Below are 18072 nucleotides of genomic sequence, written 5' to 3'. Positions count from 1 at the left end.
GCGAGCAAGTCCTGGCCGGTCCACGGCACGATCACGGGTCCGCTTGTGATGATCGGTCTCGGGTCGATCGGCAAAGGGACGCTGCCGCTGATCGAGCGCCACTTCAAATTCGACAAGTCCCGGTTCACGGTCATCGACCCGGTCGATAGTGATGCCAAACTGGTCACGGACAAGGGCTACAAGTTCCAGAAAGTAGCGCTAACTCCGGAAAACTACGAGGAAGTGCTGACGCCTTTGCTGAGCGAAGGTGAGGGACAAGGATTTGTTGTGAACCTGTCGGTCGACACGTCTTCCCTCGACCTCATGAAGTTCTGCCGCAACCTTGGTGTGCTGTATATCGATACAGTCGTCGAGCCTTGGCCCGGTTTTTACTTCGATGACACGGCGAAGGCCGCCGACCGGACGAACTACGCGCTTCGTGAGACGGTCCGCAAGGAAAAGAAGAAGAACCCTGGCGGTACCACGGCTGTGTCCTGCTGCGGCGCCAATCCCGGCATGGTGTCCTGGTTCGTCAAGCAGGCGCTTGTGGACATAGCGACCGACACCGGCGTCAAATTCAATGAGCCGTCCAGTCAGAAAGACTGGGCGAAGCTGATGAAAAAGGTTGGCGTCAAGGGCATCCATATTGCCGAGCGTGATACCCAGCGCGCAAAGAAGCCCAAGCCCATGGGCGAGTTTTGGAACACCTGGTCGGTGGAGGGCTTCCTCTCCGAAGGGTTCCAGCCGGCAGAACTCGGTTGGGGAACACACGAAACCTGGAAGCCAAAGAACGCCAAGGAACACAAGAAGGGCTGCCGCGCGGCAATCTATCTGGAACAGCCGGGGGCGAGCACACGGGTGCGCACCTGGTGCCCGACACCTGGCCCGCAATACGGCTTCCTTGTGACCCACAACGAGGCGATTTCGATCGCAGACTACTTCACGCTGGAGGGTGGCAAGAAACTGAAGTACCGCCCGACCTGCCACTACGCCTATCATCCGGCAAATGTTGCGGTTCTGTCGTTGCATGAGCTCTTCGGTTCGGCAGGCAAGATCCAGGAAAAACTACACGTCCTCGATGAAAGCGAAATCCAGGACGGCATCGATGAGCTGGGTGTCCTTCTCTATGGGCACAAGAAGAACGCCTATTGGTACGGCTCCCAATTGTCCGTTGAAGAAACCCGCAAGCTGGCGCCGTACCAGAATGCGACCGGTCTTCAGGTCACGTCCGCTGTTCTTGCGGGTATGGTCTGGGCGCTGGAAAACCCGGAAGCCGGGATCGTTGAAACGGACGAGATGGATTACAAGCGCTGCCTGGAAATCCAGAAGCCATATCTGGGGCCAGTGAAGGGCTATTATACCGACTGGACGCCGCTTGATGGCCGTCCGGGCTTTTACCCAGAAGACCTCGACACCAGCGACCCTTGGCAGTTCAAGAACATTCTTGTGCGGTGACAGACGGGCTCACAAAAACGGACGGGCGGCGCTCCTTCAAAGCGCCGCCCACAATCCGATGCCGCCGACCAGGATGAGGCTGAGGGCCCAGACCACATCCAGATTGAACCAGCTCTGGGAGACGAATTTCAGTCCCAGAATACGGTAGACCGCGTAAGCGACAGCGCCGCCCGAGAGGATCATCGCTGCGGTGTGAAGAACGGCGACGCCAAGAGCAATGCCTATATTGAAACTCATGAGCTGAACAGGCGCACCGTAGTCGGGTCCCGGACCGCCCGGCCCGCAGAGACCCAGATAGATCGGGACAAGCATCAGTCCCGCACCATGCGCCATGGCAACCAGAAACGACCAGAGCGCAAGGCGGGACGGTTTGACCCGGGACAAGAAGCGGGGGTGGCGCCGGTTGATCACGAGGTAGAGCCCGGCCGCGATCACGAGGCACGAAGCACCAATTCTGATTTCTCGTTGATACTCGACCAGCACAAACATCACCGCAAAGGGCAAAAGAATGCCGAGCATGGCGAGCAGGTGGCCGAAGCCGAGTGCTGCGAGCGCACGGAGCAGGGCCGTCCGCTGGCCTTCAAACAGCGCTGCGGAGACGGCAAGGGGCCAGCCCATACCGGGATTGATGCCGTGATAAATGCCTGAAGTCACAACGACGAGCCAAAGGCCCGCCGCCGAGGTCATGAAGTCTGACAAGTTTGGTCTCCAGAGCGGGTCGCGTTTAATCGGGTTCATTTGATGAGCTTACTGAGTTCATTCGGCAAGGCGCGTCGTGAAGCGCGGCCTGGTTGGCCGGGCAACGTCGCAACGCGGTCGATGGGCTCAGCAAGCTCACCCTTCGGGCCGGACAATTTTTGCCTCTGGCTTTGTTGTGGTCCGCTTATGGTACCCCGCACCACCGCGCGGACCACGCCTCGCCAAAAACAAAAATCGTCTCGGCCAAATGAAACCGATTAAATGCGACCCGCTCTAGACAGACGGATAGCAGAAGCTGTCCGTTGAGCAGTCCCCGCCCTCAAGCCGGATCTGGTGGCTGCGGTAGCCTTTCGGGAACTCGACATAGAAGTCTGGATCAAGCTCCAGTCCACCGCCTTCTTGAACGTGGGCGACGACCATCGCGGCACCCCGTTCCCCTGGATAGAACTGGTCATCCCAGGTGGAGTAGAGCGAATTGGTCCAGAACACCCGCTTTCCGTCGCGGCTGATCTCAACCATCTGCGGGCCGTAACCGAAATCCTTGCCGCTGGGATGTTTGGTTTTCTTGACGATCCCGCCGATCTCGACCTTGCCGGCCAGTTTCGGGTTCATCGGGTCGGAGACGTCATACTGGTGCATTTCACCCTGACCCCAGCACGAGACATACAGGTACTTGTCATCCAGGCTGAGATCGATATCGGTCACCAGGGCCGGAACCGCGCCGAACCCGGCCAGCAATGGCGGCAGATCTTCAGCATCAGCCGGTTGCGGAGCGATTGTGATGGTTTTCTTGGCTTCAAACGTCCCATCGTCGTTCCGCCACCAAGTGAAAATCGCACCTTCCAGATTGGTCGTGTCGACGACGACACCAACAAAGCCATACTGCTTGACTGGATCGTGCGCAGGGCGGATCTCCAGCGCCATTTGATGGTTTTCGCCAAGATCAATCGTCTGGATGTTTTTCCGGCCGCGCAGATCCCAGAAGTGAATCTTGTGGCCGTATTTGTTGCTGAGAAGATCTTCCGGGACGATGCCGTTTTCGAATTGTGGCGGCAGCGCCCACTCGGACGAGACCATATAGTCGCGCGGCAGGTTCCACCAGAAATCATAGTGTTTGTCCTGGATGCCGCGCTCGATCTCATACCGGCCGATGATCTCGAATGTCTGGCAGTCCATGATGAAAATGCCGGGAGGCCCGTCCGTTCCGTCCTCACCGCCACCGCCAAGGGTCGAGACATAGATGCCTTCGGGACCGCAATGGATGGTATGCGGCCGCGAATAGCCGGTTTTCTCAAAAACCTCTTTCGGCTCGATGATCTTGTGGATCTTCGCCTTGAGCGGCTCCTTGACATCAATGACGTAAATCCGGCTCGACCGGATGCCAGGAATAATCAGATAGCGGCGCTCAAGGAACGCATGCCCGGTCAAAGGGGAGAGGGCGGAGGAACAGGCGTTCCAGCCGAAATGGTGAAACTCATCGCCCGTATTGGGCATCATCACGGAGTGCAGGATTTGGCCGTACGTCTTTGACTTCGGATCGACATCAACGACGGCCAGACCGTCGGGCTGCGAAAAATCTGGGCTCAGCATCAAAGTGAAAGCGAGCGTTTCCGCAGGAGCTTCCATGGCGATTTTCGGCGACGCATAGAACGTCGGATCAGGTCTGACTGTCATGCTTTTCCTCCCTAAGCGCCTGTGCCTGGCCGCCTCAAAATCGGGCGGATTTAACCTGAGGTGACAGGCGCAATTGGAAGTAAACGCGCGGGTTCGGCAGCGGTCAAGAAAAATGACTTCCGCAGCGTCTTCATTTGGTTACTTGGGTTTGCTGTTAAGCTGGTCGGGCAGGCCCAGGTCAGGAGCCCGCAGCAGCCTGGTCCTGAAACCTCTTGATCCAGTCCGCGTTAATGCTGTCTGCGAGTTTGGCAACGCCTGGCTGGACAGGATCTGCCGCGGATGGCGGAAGGTCGAGGGCGGTCAAAACCCTTTTGAGTTCGGTTTGTGGGTCGGCACACAGATCGTCGTAGGACAGGCGAAGCGGCTCAATAGCCTGCTCGGCAAACCAGTCGTTCCAATCCCGATCGAATTGAATGAACTGATCGCGGCAGTTTTTCAATGCTGTAAAATCATAGACTGGATCTGCAGGAGGCGAGAGACGTTCCAACTCCGAGCCGTCGGCTGCCCTGTGCCATAAGCCGCTTTGTTGTGCTTTGACGAAAGAAACCGCCTGCGAGAGCTTGTCCGGTCGTGTGAGGTGAACGAACAGCGTGCGGCCAAACACGGCCTCAATACGGGCCTTGTCCGTTGGTTCATCCGGGCGAAGAATATGGAGCTGGCGGAAGAAGAAGTCGAAGCTGTGCCGCTGGAGTCGCAGTCCAAACATGCCTGTGTTCGCGGTTCCCTGGTCGATCGCGGTATCAATCAAGAGCCTCAGGTACTCCAACTCGCTCATTCCAGCCGAGCGGGAGGCACCAAGATCAGACGCCCAGTTCCCAAGATCAGGTTTGTGAAAGTAGGATTCCGGGTGACCGGCCACACCGGTCTCGGCGAGCATCTTGCAAAGCAGTGTGCTTCCGCTTCGAGGAGAGGTGCATAGAACGTAAGACTGAAAATCTGACATCAAAATGGGCTTTATAAATGTATGTTGAGCTTACGGGAGGATCCGCAGAACGGTCACCGGTTCGTCCCGGCCTTTTACCTTGTGCGGTCCAATGGGTTCAAGGTTAAGGTTGTCTGAGAGCGAAGCTGCAACCTCTTCAGACGCCGTGATAATCACATCCGCGTTCGGATCGATTTCTTTGCCGAGGCTTTCAAGGCGGGCGGCGATGTTTACCGTATCGCCGATCACCGTGTAATTGACCCGCTCCGGCGCGCCGATGTCGCCGACAACCAATGGGCCGATATGAAGTCCGATGCGGATACGCACGGGCTTTTCACCGCGTTCCACCCGTTCCAAATTGTCCTGCCGGATCGCGGATGCGATGCCGATAGCCGCCTTGGCAGCAGCGGCTGCAGGATTGTCGAGCATTTCCGGAGCACCCCAGAATGCCATCACTGCGTCGCCAATGTATTTGTCTATCGTTCCGTTTTGTTTCTTGATCTCTGCCCCGATCAAGGACAGGTGGTGGTTGATAAATTTGGCGGTTTCGCTCGCTGACAGTCCCTCAGAGAGCGATGTATAGCCTGCGATATCGGTGAAGAGGACAGCGACCTCTCGTTCCTCCGGTGGCGTTTCCGTGCGGCCTTCCTGAAGCAGCCGCCTGACCAGGCTCGTTGGAACGTACCGGTTAAAGGCCTTGAGGCCCGCGACCATAGAATTGAAGCCTTTTGAAAGATCGTCGAGTTCGCGGATCGTGCTTGGCGGCAAGTCCTCCACCTTCCCAAGGTTCAAGTCCGCAACATCCTTGGCGGCGATTGACGCTCTTTTGACAGGCACCGAGATCCGGCGTGCAAGGAGACCCGACCCCAGCAGAGAAATCCCAAGCAGGCCAAGGCCGGTGAGCGCAGCGCTCGAAAGCTGGTTTATGGAGTGTTCCAGAAAATCCGCCGGAAAATGAACGCCGATGCGCACCGGCAGCCCCCGAAACCGCCGATTTTCATCCTCCAGGACGAGAAACCGCTTTTCACCATTCTCGTCATAACCGGAATACAGCGTGTCGCGCGGGTTCAGGTCGTAGGTCCGGTTGCCGATCTGCCTGAGTTCAGAAAATCCGGCGAGAAAGGGATCGGGCACATCGTCGACATCCACCAGAATGTTGTCGGGGCTGAGATCTGCAAAATGATGATTGAGGCCGGGATGAGCGATGATTTCGCTGGTGCCCACTTCCATCAAGAATACGGTAACATCGTCGTCCGAGAGATACCGGGTGATGTCCGACATCCTGTAGAGGGACATTCCAAGAATGATACTGCCGAGATACTTATCCGCTTCGTGAAGCGGTTTGACATAAAGCAGGTACGTGTTGTCGCGTTCAGGAAGGAAGATCGGCTTGCTCCAGAACGAGGAGTAAGTCGAGCGCGCCCGGTTGAAGATCGGGGCAACAAGCGGTTCGTCCAAGTTCACCGAAAACGTCTCGGACAAGAGCGTGCCATCACCGGGGCCGCGGTCAACCATAAGTCCCGAGCCATTGGCGTCAATCAGCAGCGAGAAGGACACAAAATCCAGCGGAGCCAGAGACCCGAAGAGGTACTGTTCGGCCTTGTCGGTGTCATCAAAACTGAGGGTCCCCATGTCGAGGGCGCGCGCTGTGTACCGAGCAGTCTTTCGGATCGCATAGAGCTGTTCGGCAACCGCAGCTTCCAGACCGTCCATGCCATTGTCGATGAGCTCTCCACCCAGCTCCCGCACGACGTCTCTGGAAATGACGGCCTGAACCACAAGGACGGCACCGGCTGTCAAAAGAACGAACAGACCCAGGACGGTTGTCAGGGCCGGTGTAATGCGAAATTTTTTGGCGTGAGACACTGCGCTGGTTTGTCTTTCTTGTTTGCATGATGCTTGTCTCACCGAGTTAGAATCAAGAAACCCCGCAAGGTCAATGACCCTGCGGGGTTTCTGTCTAACTATTCAGGTGGATCGCTCGCCAGCCCGAAGCATTGCTTCTTATTTTGCTTTTTCAGGCGTGTCGAACGTGTGGCCGTAATCGACAGCGATTTCGTAGTCCGGGTCTTCAAGCACAGAAACTTCGACGAGGTTGCCAGCTTTGCTCAGCAGTTTCTGGCAGTCGGGAGACAGGTGGCGCAGGTGCAAGCGCTTCCCAGCTACCAGATACTTTGAGGCCAGCGCATCAATTGCTTCAAGGCCGGAGTGGTCGACAACACGGCTGTCCATGAAGTCGACAACCACATCTTCCGGATCGTTCAGCGGATCGAAGAGGTCCACAAATCCGGTCGTCGAGCCAAAGAACAACGGGCCTTCAAGGCGGTAGACCTTCCAGCCTTCCTTGCTCTTGCCGATTTTCGCATTGATGCGGCTTGCCGCATTCCAGGCATAGGCGAGGGCTGAGATAATCACACCGACAACGACCGCGACGGCAAGGTCGGCATAAACGGTAACGCCCGTCACGATGATCATCACCAGCGCGTCGGTCAGCGGGATCTTGTGCATGATCTTCAAGCTGGTCCAGGCGAAGGTGCCGATGACCACCATGAACATGACGCCGACCAGCGCGGCAACCGGGATCTGCTCGATCAGGGACGAGGCAACCACGATAAAGGACAAGAGGAACAGCGCCGCAGCGATACCGGAAATCCGGGTGCGGGCACCGGATTTCACGTTGATCATCGACTGGCCGATCATGGCGCAGCCGCCCATGCCGCCAAAGAAGCCAGTGACGATGTTTGCCGTGCCCTGCGCAACACATTCCTTGGAGGCACCGCCCTTGGTATTGGTCATATCCGCAACGAGGTTCAGGGTCAGAAGCGATTCAATCAGGCCAATTGCCGCGAGAATGATCGCATATGGCAGAATGATCTGCAGCGTCTCAAGGTTCAGCGGCACCATCGGGATGTGGAAGGTCGGCAGGCCGCCGGCAATCGACGCAAGATCACCAACCGACCGTGTGTCGAGGCCAAAACCCAAAACGAGGCCAGACACCACGAGGATACCGGCAAGCGGTGCCGGAAAGGCCTTTGTGAACCGCGGGAGCAGGTAAATCACAGCCATGGTCAGTGCGATGAGGCCAAGCATCAGGTACAGCTGCGAGCCAGTCATCCATTCCTGGCCGCCGGCACCGTCCGGAACCTTGAACTGGCCAAGCTGGGCAAGGAAAATCACGATGGCAAGGCCGTTGACGAATCCGAGCATTACCGGGTGCGGCACCATGCGGATGAACTTGCCCCAGCGCAATACGCCTACGGCGATCTGAATGATCCCCATCAACACAACGGTGGCGAAGAGGTACTCGACACCATGTTGGGCAACGAGCGAGACCATCACGACGGCAAGCGCGCCGGTTGCGCCGGAGATCATGCCCGGGCGGCCGCCGATGCAGGCGGTGATGAGGCCGACAAAAAAGGCGGCGTAGAGACCGACCAGCGGATTGACGCCCGCCACAAAAGCAAATGCAACAGCTTCCGGCACTAGCGCAAGTGCAACGGTCAGGCCGGCAAGAAGTTCGGTTTTGATGCGCGCAGCATCGAGTTTTGTCGATTGAACAGGCGCAACGGCCTCGGCTCGTCCGGTCAAGGCGGGCTCCAACATGTCTAGCGTGTGTTTGGCAGGTCTTGGGCCGCGGTTTGGCCCCCCACGGCAGACTGACCTCAGTCAAGTTGCCTGTCTTTTACTGGAAATATTGCGTCGCAGCAAGGCGCGCTGTGCCGGGCAGCCATGCAACGGCGGGACCGCGCCGGTTTCAACAAAAAGGTCCATGTAAGAAATGCTTAGAATCTCGGGGGAGTATTTCAGCATGATTTTGGATTTTGAAATCATTATCCTTTTTGTGGTTTTTAATATTATTGTACGAAAAAGGAAATTGGTGCGGCGGAATACGAAGTTCATGTTGTGTCGTTTCTATGCATTTTGCTTAATGCTGCTGGTTTGGGCTTCTCCGTCTGAGGCGGGTCAAGATGTGCTCGTGATTTCGACCATCGAGAACTCGCCGCTGACCAGGATTGCCGAACTCATCATGACAGAAGCTTATGGACGCTTGGGCATTCCGGTTGAGATCTATTCAACGTCTGGAAACAGGTCTTTGGTGGTGTCCTCAAGCGGCAAAGTTGATGGCGAGCTTGCCCGCATCGGGGCTGTCAAAGACCTTTATCCAACCTTGGTGCAAGTGCCGGTGCCGAACATGGAGTTGAAGGGCATTGTCTATGTCCGTGCTGACGAGAAGGACCGGATTACATCTGGAAATCTTACGAAGTTGCGTGTGGGTTATCTGGAAGGCGTGGTTCAGGCGGAGCAGTTCACGCAAGGTATTGAGAGCGTCTGGGCCGGGCAGTCGGAGGAGGAGCTCTTCCGGTTGCTTGCGGCTGGCCGGCTCGATGCCGTTGTCAGCGATCAAATCGACGGTGCGCTGGCAATTGCCGGGCTCGGTCTGACCAATGTCGTTCCCTTGGGGCGGCCGTTTCAGGTGGAACCGATGTTTCACTACTTGCATGAGAAACATGCAAACCTGGTGCCGCAACTCGCCACCGTTTTGGCCAAAATGCGTGGGGACGGGGAGTTGGATAGAATCGTCGAGACTGCCATGGATGCGATGATCGCAGGTCAGCGCATCCAAAACGCCGAATGACCTTTGTTCTGCTATTCTCTGGCAGATCAGTCTGGACGCCACGTCCATATCGACCAACTGCCGGGAAGTCCCTTGAGTTGGTGCTCACCCGCAAGGGTAAGTTCTTTTTCATCTGACGTTTGTGCAACGCTGGTGTCGGCGATGATCGCAGCATTCAGCTCCTTGCCCAGTGTCTCCAGCCGGGCCGCCCGGTTGACGGTTTCGCCGTAAACAGTGAACGCCTGGCGTTCGGAGGATCCGACGCTGCCGGCCGCCAACGGTCCGCTGGCGAGGCCAACACGCAATTGGAACCCTTCGGAATGCGCATGGGCAACCAGATCCCGGGCACAGGCAAGTGCGGCACGTTCCGGAGCTTCTATCGGAATTGGGGTGTTGAAGCTGGCTAGCAAACCATCGCCGGTGAACAGAATGACCACACCGTTATGTGTGGCAACGCTGGTTGCCGCCAGATCGAGGAAGTCGTTCAGACGTCCGATCACTTCAGTCGGAGGCTTGCCAGCCGCGAAGTCTGAGAACCCTGCAATATCAGCGATCAACACCACGCCGTGTACCTCCTGGGGGACCATCGCCTGGTTGTCGTTGACCAGGCGCAGCGCCACGGCCTCGGGGACGTATTTTCCGAGAACGCTGGTTGCGCGCTCTCTTGTTGCTTGCGCCTCCTCGCGCGCTTGCTCAGCTCTAAGCTGCGCAAAAAACACGCGCCGTGCGCGATAGACTGCGAGAGCCAGCACGGCTGAGGCGAGAAACAGCATGCCGGCTTCTCCGATCCGGTTTCCGGTGCCCGCAAACTCGGTCGACAGGAAGAGGGTTTCGTAGTCCGCAGTGGTTGGATTGTCTGGAAAATCACGCCACTCGATGATGCGCGGCATATCCCGCAGGACCCACCAGTAGGCCGTGAACCAACCGGCCAAAGCGACAAAACCGCTCCACAAAACCAGACGCCAGGACAACGAAAGACAGGCTAAGGCGATCAGCGGAAAAAGGAAGTGAATGCCATAGGCCCGAAACGCGATAATTTGCGGAATCTCCTGGCCCTGGCGCAAGGGGAGGAGAGCGAAGGCCGCGCAAACGGCGAGGATGTCGATAGTGTAAATTGTATATTTCAGCCACCAGCGGTCCAGGCGCGTTCCGATAAGAAAATAGGCGATCACGCCATAGATCGTGAGGCTCGCCAAAATACCCATGGCCGTGGGAGAGACCGTGGCCCCGATGAGGGCTGTTGCTGCAACCCAATAGACGGCACAGACCCCAATGACCGCGGTCCGGCACAGGACAGCAAGCTTGAGCCCGGCCCTTTCAGCTAACTTAAGGCGCGACATCTCCTCGGCAGATGCTTGAGCCCTGCCGGAAGCGGCTCTTTGTGTGTCAGGCGGCGCAGTTTCTGCCAAGCAAGGTCCAGTCTATTGCGGCAACAGGAATGCTACTGGACAATGATAGGGGCGGTTGCGGCGAAGTCGATGTCTTGAAACAAACAAGGATCATCATTCCCAGATGTGTTCAGGAGGCCAAGCTTTGGACGTGTCAAACAATCCTCGCCCGGCCTCCAATCCTAAGGGCGCTATTGCAAAGGTGTTCGGGGTGTTTCCGAAGCAGCGGATTGTCCACCAATACTGGCCCCCAGAAGAGCAGCTGCTCCAGCAAGGCCCGCACCGTCTCCCCCAACAATGGTGTTGGGCACCAGTTTGCCGACGAGACCGACGAGCTCCGGTTTGCGTTCCAGCGATGTCAGGAGCTTCTCCAGTGCCTGCAAGAGTGCAACCCGGTCCTGGCCGAGAACGTCGACTTGAGCGCGCTGACCGCGGGCCAGCTCCTCAAGATATTGCCGTTCTGCCCGGCCGAGAGCTGCGCGCTCCTGTTCGCGCTGATTGGCGACTTGCACAGCGATCTGGGCTTCCACCAAACGAGGTTGCTCGTCAGCAGTTGAGCGGGCTTGTTCAGTCTCGATCCGCTTTTGCTGCGCGTCCGTTTCGCGTTCATAGGCGGTCGAGAGCTGGTCGGCCAATTGAACCCGGAGACGGGACACCAGAAGTTCCGGCGGGATAGCCGGTTCACCGAGCCGGATTTCACGGATGTTCACGCCGGCCTTGTTGCCTTCGATCTTGATCTGTTGCTCGATGGTTTGCTCAAGCGCATCACGGTTTTCAATGAGATCCAGAACCCGTGTCGGGCGTACCGTGAACTGTGCTGGTTCGACGGGCGTTCCATCAGCGTTCTTGTCCGGGACCCGGATAGAGGCGCCCGCGACATTGCGCACGATCGACCGGATTGCCGGCGTCAAAATACGGTTCTCGATCTCGCCCAAACCGCCGACCGAGCCAACCACGACCGGAGCGTTTGTTGGATCAACCTGCACGAGCGCACGAAGTTCCAGTGGAATATCCCAGCCTTCAACTTTGACGTAGACGGCCCGGTCGGCTGCATCATCCGGAATGCGTTCCTGAACGGAGCGCTCGTTCTGCTGAATGTTGCCCTGTTGATCCACGGAGAGGTCGATGATGCGTTTGGTATATCCGCCCTTGTACTCCCAGGTCTGCACCCGCGTATCGACCAGCGTGACTTCATAGGCCTGACGATTCAGATAATAGGCTCCCGGAAAGAGGGGTTCTTTCCAGATTCCAACGCAGCCGCGCGGAACCAGCGGAACGGTCAACGCTTCGCGCGAGGCTGTTGAGGCTGAGACTTCTTCTTCTACACAATTGATCCCGGGTTGGCTGACATTCGACTTGACCACACCCACATGCCCTGCCGGGATGATGGTGGCATTCGTGTTTTCATCGAGCCGCAGGTCAAAGAGATACCGGTTCAAGCGGTATTGCCCAGGCTTCAGGACCGTTTCTTGGGGACCTCGAAGCCCCCCCTTTGTCAGAAAACTCTCGGCTTTGAGCATGTCGCCGACTTCTGAATCGGAGATTGCAGGCGCCATGAACATGCCCGAGGGCATGGCCGCCCCGTCAAGCGCCGTCAGCTGACCGTAATATCCTTCCGGAATGGAGACGACATCCCATTCCTCAAAATCGTAAAGGACCCTGACAAGCGGAATGAAATGAAAGCCGGGTCCGAGGATCTGGGCTTGCGGGCCTTTTTCGCCTTCAAGCGCGATGATCCGGCCTTCGGGCAGCTCTTTAAATGCATATATGCGCTTGAGGTGGCCAACGCTGTTTGCATCGACAAACACAAAAGACGTCGACATCAACATGAAGCCGCCGATCAGAACGAGAAAAACGCCGACTGGCTTTCCTGTTAGGATCTTTGACACTCGGGAACTGCCGGCAGCCGGACCTCCCCGTCTGAGCAAGGCGCTGGCTCCCAGCACGATGGCGACCAAGCCGATGATAACGCCAAGCATAATCTATCCTCCGGTATGAGAGCCCGGCGGAAGTTGCCGGTTGTGACTCATAATGGTGAAAACCATAAGAGGGCCCCATGAAGGGAATGTTAAATGAAAATTCAATGCGCGCCGAGCCTGCCGGTGGCTAACAGGGAGATTTTGGAAATTTACTTAAGGTAGAAAAGACCATATATTGCAATTTAAGCGATATAGTATTCAATGTTCGCCTTTGGGCTCTTTGAGAGGAGCTGCGCGTGACAAGAGATGATTGTTTGCAAAAACTTCTATGGGTCATCTGTTTTGTCCTGTCTCTGACCATAGGGCTGCCAGACCGTGCTGTGTCGGAGACTTATTTCAAGTTCACCGCCGTTGAGGGGATGCGCCACAATATGGAGGGGCTGAGGCTGCTCCGTGAGGCCTACGCGGCGATTGGTGTAGAGTTTTCCGTGCTTTACCTCACACCCAACCGATCTATTCAGGAAGTTGAAAGCGGCGCAGCGGATGGTGAATTGCTGAGAATCCGGCAGGTCGGTCACCACTTCACCGAGATCGTGCGTGTCGAAGTTCCGGTGATTTCTCTCCCCATTTATGCATACACAAATGATCCGCAGCTGGCAGGATTGACGCTAGGCGAGATGGGGCGCTTTCGGGTCGGGTATGTCGATGGTGCATTGTTCGCACAGCGCATGACCGCAAAACTCCCGGACGTCACGCCCGTTGAAAGTCCTGACATGCTGTTCAAGATGTTGGTGTTGGATCGGTTGGACATTGTGATCGCTGCCGAAAATCCCGGTGATACCGTCATGCAAACCGTTGGCAATGGCCGGATCTACAAGGGGTCAAAGCAGCTTCGTTCGGTCGAATTCTATCATTACCTAAATCGGCGCCATCGCGCGCTGGTTCCAAGGATCGAGTGGATTCTAGCCGAATTGAAAGAGGGGCGGACGCAAATCACGCGCACGTTGGAACGTTAGGTTCAACAGCCTCAATCTTCAGTGCCGAGTCCCAAGAAACTCTGGGTCTCCGACATCAGGATTGAATGAAACGGGTTCCACCGCATGCGCAGCATGTCACCGGCCGGGATTTCCGAGATCCCGCGCTCTCCGCGCAGCGCAAGTGCGCCCAACTGAAGCCTTGAGATTTCCGGCTGCGGGATTATTCCGTAGAGCGGGTCTTCCGCGGAGAACGGGAGCGAGATGTGCGCCAATGAGAAAACGCCGCGTGGCCAAGAGAGGTCTAGGCGTTGCACAGCCGGTTCATTGGTGCCGGGAACATAAGTGTTCAAGACTGTTTTTCGGTCCGATGGCGTTTCATTGGTAATAACGCGCAAGGTGTAGGTGCGGGCTGCGTCTGTCACAAGCGGGTCCAGAAAATCTGCCGCATCATCGGAGAGCAACGGACGTTTTGTAAGAAACTGATTTGTGTCGAACAAAAGCAGTTCCGATCCGTTTTCAGGCAGCTTGGCATAGAGATTTGAAATCATATCCCGGGTGATCACAGTCGCATCGACTGCGGATGAAAAGCCAAGGATTGGTGGCAGTACGGCAACCGATCCATCCGCCGTAGCCGCATCCATGCGCGATCTAATCTCCATCGTCAGCTGGTGGGTGACATAGCCGGCATTGATGGCAAAGGACGTGTATTTGTATGGATCGTATTCCGGTCCGAGAGAACTCCAGGCAAGACGCTGGACACCCAGAATGTGCCCGAGCTGAATGGCGATTGGCGCGTAGGCTGCAGCCGGCGTAACCCCGATTGCGGGGGACAAGAGGATAATCCGATCGATCTTCGCAAGTGACGGGTCCTCCAACTGCCGGAGTGCGTGCACGACCGAAAGGGCGCCGCCATTGGAATAGCCAACGGCATAAAGCGGTTTGTCCGGCTGCATCGCCTTCAAATGCTTGGCAGCGAGCGCGGTCGCGGAAATCATGTCCTCAGCTTTGGTTTCCAGAAGACCGGCCGGGGCCGTGCCATGTCCTGGCAGGCGCAGTCCAAGCACGTTGGCTCCGGCTTCATGCAAGGATTGTCCTATCTCTCGCAAGCTGTAGGGGGAATCCGACATTCCGTGGAGCAAGAGGACGGAAGCAGTGGGGCTTTCGGTTTCAAAAAGAAACGACCGGTTCCAATTCCGCGGCCAGGTCAGCGGATTTGAAACACTGTCAGGCTGGAAGCGATTGACTTCATCCTTGGGGCCGAAGCTGAGTTTGGAAATCAACTCGTCCTGGAGTTCGGCAAACAGGCGGTCTTCCATGGCGAGGTAGTCGGTAAAGGAGCTAACGGCCCCGTCTGCCGTATAATCCTCGTCGAGGTGGACCGTGTGCCAGGGCTCCAGATCCGAAAGGCTGTTCAAATAGAAGATCGCAACGGCAACGATCGCAACGAACCCGCCAAGAGCGGTGAACCCTGCAAACTTGAGGGCGCGTATCAGAGGGCGGTGGACAAACTTCAACATTTCTACCTCAACAAACTGACGCAACCAACCCGAGCTATTGGGCCACCGTTTTGTGCCCGACGCATCCCGATTCCGTTCAGAAACATCTGAAGGGTGCAGCTCAAGGCTGTCAAATATCTGTGGTGTTCGGTTTGACCATGAAGGCCTCGACGGTCCGGCCAATTCAGACTAAACAAGCCGAAGCAAACATTGGGGATATCATGAAGTCGACCAATCCGGTTTTCACCGGCATTCAGACCACTGTTTTTGAAACCATGTCGCGCCTTGCGATGGCGCATGGGGCCGTCAATCTCGGTCAAGGCTTTCCGGACGTCGATGGACCGGAAGACATTCGTGAGACGGCCGCCAAGGCATTGATTGATGGTCCGAACCAATACCCGCCCATGCTTGGACTACCGGAGTTGCGGCAGGCGGTCGCCGATGCCAACAAACGATTTTATGGCCTTGAGATCGATCCACAGACCGAAGTGCTTGTGACATCAGGGGCAACCGAGGCCCTGTCAGATGCGATCATGTCGCTTGTCTCTCCGGGGGACGAGGTGGTTTTGATCGAACCACTTTATGATTGTTATCTTCCGCTGGTGGAACGCGCCGGTGGCATCGCGGTTCGCGTCCGTGTGACCCCTCCGCACTGGCATCTGGATGAAGACGATCTGAAAGCTGCGTTCTCGGACAAGACCAAAGCGGTTTTGATCAACAACCCAATGAACCCGACCGCCAAGGTTTTCTCAGACGCCGAGCTTGGTCTGATCGCAGACCTCTGCAAACATCATGATGCCTATGCAATCTGCGATGAAGTTTACGAGCATCTGGTGTTTGACGGCCACAAGCACCGGCCATTGATGACATTTGACGGCATGCGCGAGCGGACGATCCGGATCGGCTCGGCCGGCAAGACATTCTCTTTGACAGGATGGAAAGTCGGCTACATCACCGGCCCGGCGTCTATGCTGGATCCGATCGCGAAGGCACACCAATGGACCACGTTCACCACTCCGCCGAACCTGCAAAAGGCCGTGGCCTACGGGATCGGCAAGGATGACGGCTACTATCAGGGTCTTGCGGATGATTTGAGTGCAAAACGGGACCGTATGGCAATAGGCCTCTCCGCGCTGGGCTTTGAGGTGCTGCCTTGTGCGGCGACCTACTTCCTGACCTGCGGGATCACAGGGACCGGGCTGGGTGACAATGATGTCGAAGCTTGTGAGATCCTGGTGAAAGAGGCTGGTGTTGCTGCAGTTCCTGTGTCGGCGTTTTATGGCTCGGATGCGCCGACCGGCTTCATCCGCTTTTGCTTCTGCAAACAGGATGCGGTGATTGACGAGGCCCTGGAACGCCTATCGCGCTTTTTGACTGCGGCGCGGGCCGAATCCGCATAAAATCTCAATCAATTCAGACCGAGCGAAACGAGACCTTGATGACCAATCCTGCCCTTGTGGACGTGACCCGCGGCCAGCTCACCGAAAGCCTGCATCGCGGCAGCGTTGCGGTTGTTGATGCCGATGGCAAGTTGGTGTGTGGTGTTGGTGATTTCGAGGCACGCGTCTTTCCGCGCTCTGCAATCAAGGCTCTGCAAGCCATCCCGCTGGTGGAATCCGGTGCCGCCGAGGCGTTGGATCTCACCGACGCAGAACTGTCGCTTGCCTGCGCCTCGCATAATGGCGAGGAGGTTCACGCCAATTCCGCGCGTGTCATGCTGATGAAGGCGGGTCTCACCGAGGATGATCTGGAGTGTGGGCCCCAGTGGCCAAAGCGGATGGAGGACGCCGCTAAACTCATTCTGGCCGATGAAACACCCTGCGGGCTGCACAACAACTGCTCGGGAAAACACGCCGGTTTTCTTGGCCTTGCCAAGGTTATGGGTGTTGAAACGAAAGGGTACGTTGAGCCGTCCCACCCGGTGCAACGCGAAATCCGGAACGTGATGGAGCAATTGACCGGCGACGTCGTTTCGGAAGACGTTTGCGGCACCGACGGGTGCTCGATCCCGACCTATGCTTCGCCGATGAACAGTTTTGCCCGCGCTTTTGCGGCCTTCGGAACGGGCGAGGGGCTGGAGCCGCTCCGCCAGGACGCTGCGCAACGCATATTCGACGCCTGCATCAATGAACCTTACATGGTTGCCGGTGCAGACCGCTTCTGCACAAAGGTCATGGAAGGTTTCCGCGGGCGTGTTTTTGTGAAAACCGGTGCGGAAGGGGTCTTCTGCGCGTCCATCCCTGAGCTTGGATATGGCGTTGCCTTGAAGTGCGACGACGGCGCGACCCGGGCCGCCGAGGTCATGATGGCAACCGTGCTCGAAGTGATGCTGGAAGTTGATGAAACAGAGGCAAAGCTTCTGGATGGCCTGGTCAACCCGCCGGTGCTGACGCGCCGGGGTGCGGAGGCAGGTGTCATCCGGCCGCGCAGCGAATTTCTTCAGATGCTCAAAGAGGCGTTGCCGGCCAACTGACGCGGAAGTGCACGGCCCTAGAGTGGTTTGCTCATCCGGACCTTGTTGCCAGAGCGTCCGGTCTCTGACCAGCCAAGATGAGCGTATAGCGCAACGTTTTCGGGCATTCCGATATGCGTTGCGAGCTGGATTTCTATCGCGCCCATGTCCCGAGCGTGGGTTTCGATAACGTCGATGAGTTTTCGGCCGGCGCCGCGTCCACCGTATTCCGGATCGACCGCGATGTTGACGAGCAGAGCCGTTTTCCCATCAACCGCCAAAACGGCACATCCGATTATGTCTTCGTCGGTTTCAGCTACATAAACCACGTTGTCTGTGATCTCGGATTCTAACCCTGCGGAAACATCGGGCAGGTCGCTGAGCCGCGCCTTTACCGGTGCATAGGCGCGGTCAATACACTGTTTTAGCGCTCTCACGTCTTGCAAATTTGCTCTGCGAATGGCTGGGTCTTGGTTTGTTATTGTCATTGGAGTTC

The 18072-nt window shown here is 56.9% G+C and carries 14 protein-coding genes; 5 read left to right on the top strand and 9 right to left on the bottom strand.

What is annotated here, in order from left to right; translation table 11 throughout:
* The first annotated feature begins 48 nt into the window (after positions 1-48).
* On the top strand, positions 49-1434 hold the full coding sequence (locus ACQY4Z_RS05510; RefSeq protein WP_428529722.1) for a homospermidine synthase: 1386 nt from the start codon (positions 49-51) through the stop codon (positions 1432-1434).
* Between the two features lie 36 nt (positions 1435-1470).
* Here the strand turns inward: ACQY4Z_RS05510 and ACQY4Z_RS05505 are convergent, their stop codons facing one another.
* The 5 genes from ACQY4Z_RS05505 to ACQY4Z_RS05485 all read right to left on the bottom strand — a co-directional run bounded on the left by ACQY4Z_RS05505 (position 1471) and on the right by ACQY4Z_RS05485 (position 8332).
* On the bottom strand, positions 1471-2133 hold the full coding sequence (locus ACQY4Z_RS05505; RefSeq protein ID WP_428527397.1) for a hypothetical protein: 663 nt from the start codon (positions 2131-2133) through the stop codon (positions 1471-1473).
* A gap of 273 nt (positions 2134-2406) precedes the next feature.
* Positions 2407-3807: a selenium-binding protein SBP56-related protein gene (locus ACQY4Z_RS05500; RefSeq protein WP_428527395.1), complete on the bottom strand. Its 1401-nt coding sequence runs from the start codon at positions 3805-3807 to the stop codon at positions 2407-2409.
* 178 nt (positions 3808-3985) lie between these two features.
* Complete coding sequence (locus ACQY4Z_RS05495; RefSeq protein WP_428527393.1) at positions 3986-4684, bottom strand: Stf0 family sulfotransferase; 699 nt, start codon at positions 4682-4684, stop codon at positions 3986-3988.
* A gap of 96 nt (positions 4685-4780) precedes the next feature.
* Positions 4781-6595: an adenylate/guanylate cyclase domain-containing protein gene (locus tag ACQY4Z_RS05490; RefSeq protein WP_428527391.1), complete on the bottom strand. Its 1815-nt coding sequence runs from the start codon at positions 6593-6595 to the stop codon at positions 4781-4783.
* A 138-nt stretch (positions 6596-6733) separates the two neighbouring features.
* Complete coding sequence (locus ACQY4Z_RS05485) at positions 6734-8332, bottom strand: SulP family inorganic anion transporter (protein WP_428527389.1); 1599 nt, start codon at positions 8330-8332, stop codon at positions 6734-6736.
* Between the two features lie 373 nt (positions 8333-8705).
* Here ACQY4Z_RS05485 and ACQY4Z_RS05480 point away from each other — a divergent pair, with 373 nt between their 5' ends.
* Positions 8706-9365 (top strand): substrate-binding periplasmic protein, encoded by a 660-nt coding sequence (locus ACQY4Z_RS05480; RefSeq protein ID WP_428527387.1) that lies wholly within the window; start codon positions 8706-8708, stop codon positions 9363-9365.
* Between the two features lie 26 nt (positions 9366-9391).
* On the opposite strand, the gene ACQY4Z_RS05475 is transcribed toward ACQY4Z_RS05480, so the two are convergent.
* Together ACQY4Z_RS05475 and ACQY4Z_RS05470 are read right to left on the bottom strand one after the other, a co-directional pair.
* Positions 9392-10753: an adenylate/guanylate cyclase domain-containing protein gene (locus ACQY4Z_RS05475; RefSeq protein ID WP_428527385.1), complete on the bottom strand. Its 1362-nt coding sequence runs from the start codon at positions 10751-10753 to the stop codon at positions 9392-9394.
* A 170-nt stretch (positions 10754-10923) separates the two neighbouring features.
* The gene (locus tag ACQY4Z_RS05470; protein WP_428527383.1) at positions 10924-12711 is read right to left on the bottom strand and encodes an SPFH domain-containing protein; all 1788 of its coding nucleotides are present in this window, start codon (positions 12709-12711) and stop codon (positions 10924-10926) included.
* Between the two features lie 236 nt (positions 12712-12947).
* Here ACQY4Z_RS05470 and ACQY4Z_RS05465 point away from each other — a divergent pair, with 236 nt between their 5' ends.
* Entirely contained in the window at positions 12948-13667 is a 720-nt protein-coding gene (locus ACQY4Z_RS05465) for a hypothetical protein (RefSeq protein WP_428527381.1), read from the top strand.
* A gap of 11 nt (positions 13668-13678) precedes the next feature.
* Here the strand turns inward: ACQY4Z_RS05465 and ACQY4Z_RS05460 are convergent, their stop codons facing one another.
* Positions 13679-15145 (bottom strand): alpha/beta hydrolase, encoded by a 1467-nt coding sequence (locus tag ACQY4Z_RS05460; protein WP_428527379.1) that lies wholly within the window; start codon positions 15143-15145, stop codon positions 13679-13681.
* A 200-nt stretch (positions 15146-15345) separates the two neighbouring features.
* Here ACQY4Z_RS05460 and ACQY4Z_RS05455 point away from each other — a divergent pair, with 200 nt between their 5' ends.
* The gene (locus tag ACQY4Z_RS05455; RefSeq protein ID WP_428527377.1) at positions 15346-16524 is read left to right on the top strand and encodes an aminotransferase; all 1179 of its coding nucleotides are present in this window, start codon (positions 15346-15348) and stop codon (positions 16522-16524) included.
* A gap of 38 nt (positions 16525-16562) precedes the next feature.
* Complete coding sequence (locus ACQY4Z_RS05450) at positions 16563-17597, top strand: asparaginase (RefSeq protein ID WP_428527375.1); 1035 nt, start codon at positions 16563-16565, stop codon at positions 17595-17597.
* A 17-nt stretch (positions 17598-17614) separates the two neighbouring features.
* Here the strand turns inward: ACQY4Z_RS05450 and ACQY4Z_RS05445 are convergent, their stop codons facing one another.
* On the bottom strand, positions 17615-18064 hold the full coding sequence (locus tag ACQY4Z_RS05445) for a GNAT family N-acetyltransferase (protein WP_428527373.1): 450 nt from the start codon (positions 18062-18064) through the stop codon (positions 17615-17617).
* Positions 18065-18072: the final 8 nt, after the last annotated feature.

It is taken from the genome of Roseibium sp. (assembly GCF_965276855.1).
In the GTDB taxonomy this organism is placed as follows: domain Bacteria; phylum Pseudomonadota; class Alphaproteobacteria; order Rhizobiales; family Stappiaceae; genus Roseibium.
This window is presented reverse-complemented; position numbering and strand designations above follow the sequence as displayed.

Excerpts from the sequence above, each read along its gene's own strand:
- ACQY4Z_RS05500 (WP_428527395.1), bottom strand. The coding sequence starts at position 3,807 with ATGACAGTCAGACCTGATCCGACGTTCTATGCGTCGCCGAAAATCGCC.
- ACQY4Z_RS05455 (WP_428527377.1), top strand. The coding sequence starts at position 15,346 with ATGAAGTCGACCAATCCGGTTTTCACCGGCATTCAGACCACTGTTTTT.
- ACQY4Z_RS05445 (WP_428527373.1), bottom strand. The coding sequence starts at position 18,064 with ATGACAATAACAAACCAAGACCCAGCCATTCGCAGAGCAAATTTGCAA.
- ACQY4Z_RS05510 (WP_428529722.1), top strand. The coding sequence starts at position 49 with ATGATCGGTCTCGGGTCGATCGGCAAAGGGACGCTGCCGCTGATCGAG.
- ACQY4Z_RS05495 (WP_428527393.1), bottom strand. The coding sequence starts at position 4,684 with ATGCTCGCCGAGACCGGTGTGGCCGGTCACCCGGAATCCTACTTTCAC.
- ACQY4Z_RS05460 (WP_428527379.1), bottom strand. The coding sequence starts at position 15,145 with ATGTTGAAGTTTGTCCACCGCCCTCTGATACGCGCCCTCAAGTTTGCA.
- ACQY4Z_RS05470 (WP_428527383.1), bottom strand. The coding sequence starts at position 12,711 with ATGCTTGGCGTTATCATCGGCTTGGTCGCCATCGTGCTGGGAGCCAGC.
- ACQY4Z_RS05450 (WP_428527375.1), top strand. The coding sequence starts at position 16,563 with ATGACCAATCCTGCCCTTGTGGACGTGACCCGCGGCCAGCTCACCGAA.
- ACQY4Z_RS05485 (WP_428527389.1), bottom strand. The coding sequence starts at position 8,332 with ATGTTGGAGCCCGCCTTGACCGGACGAGCCGAGGCCGTTGCGCCTGTT.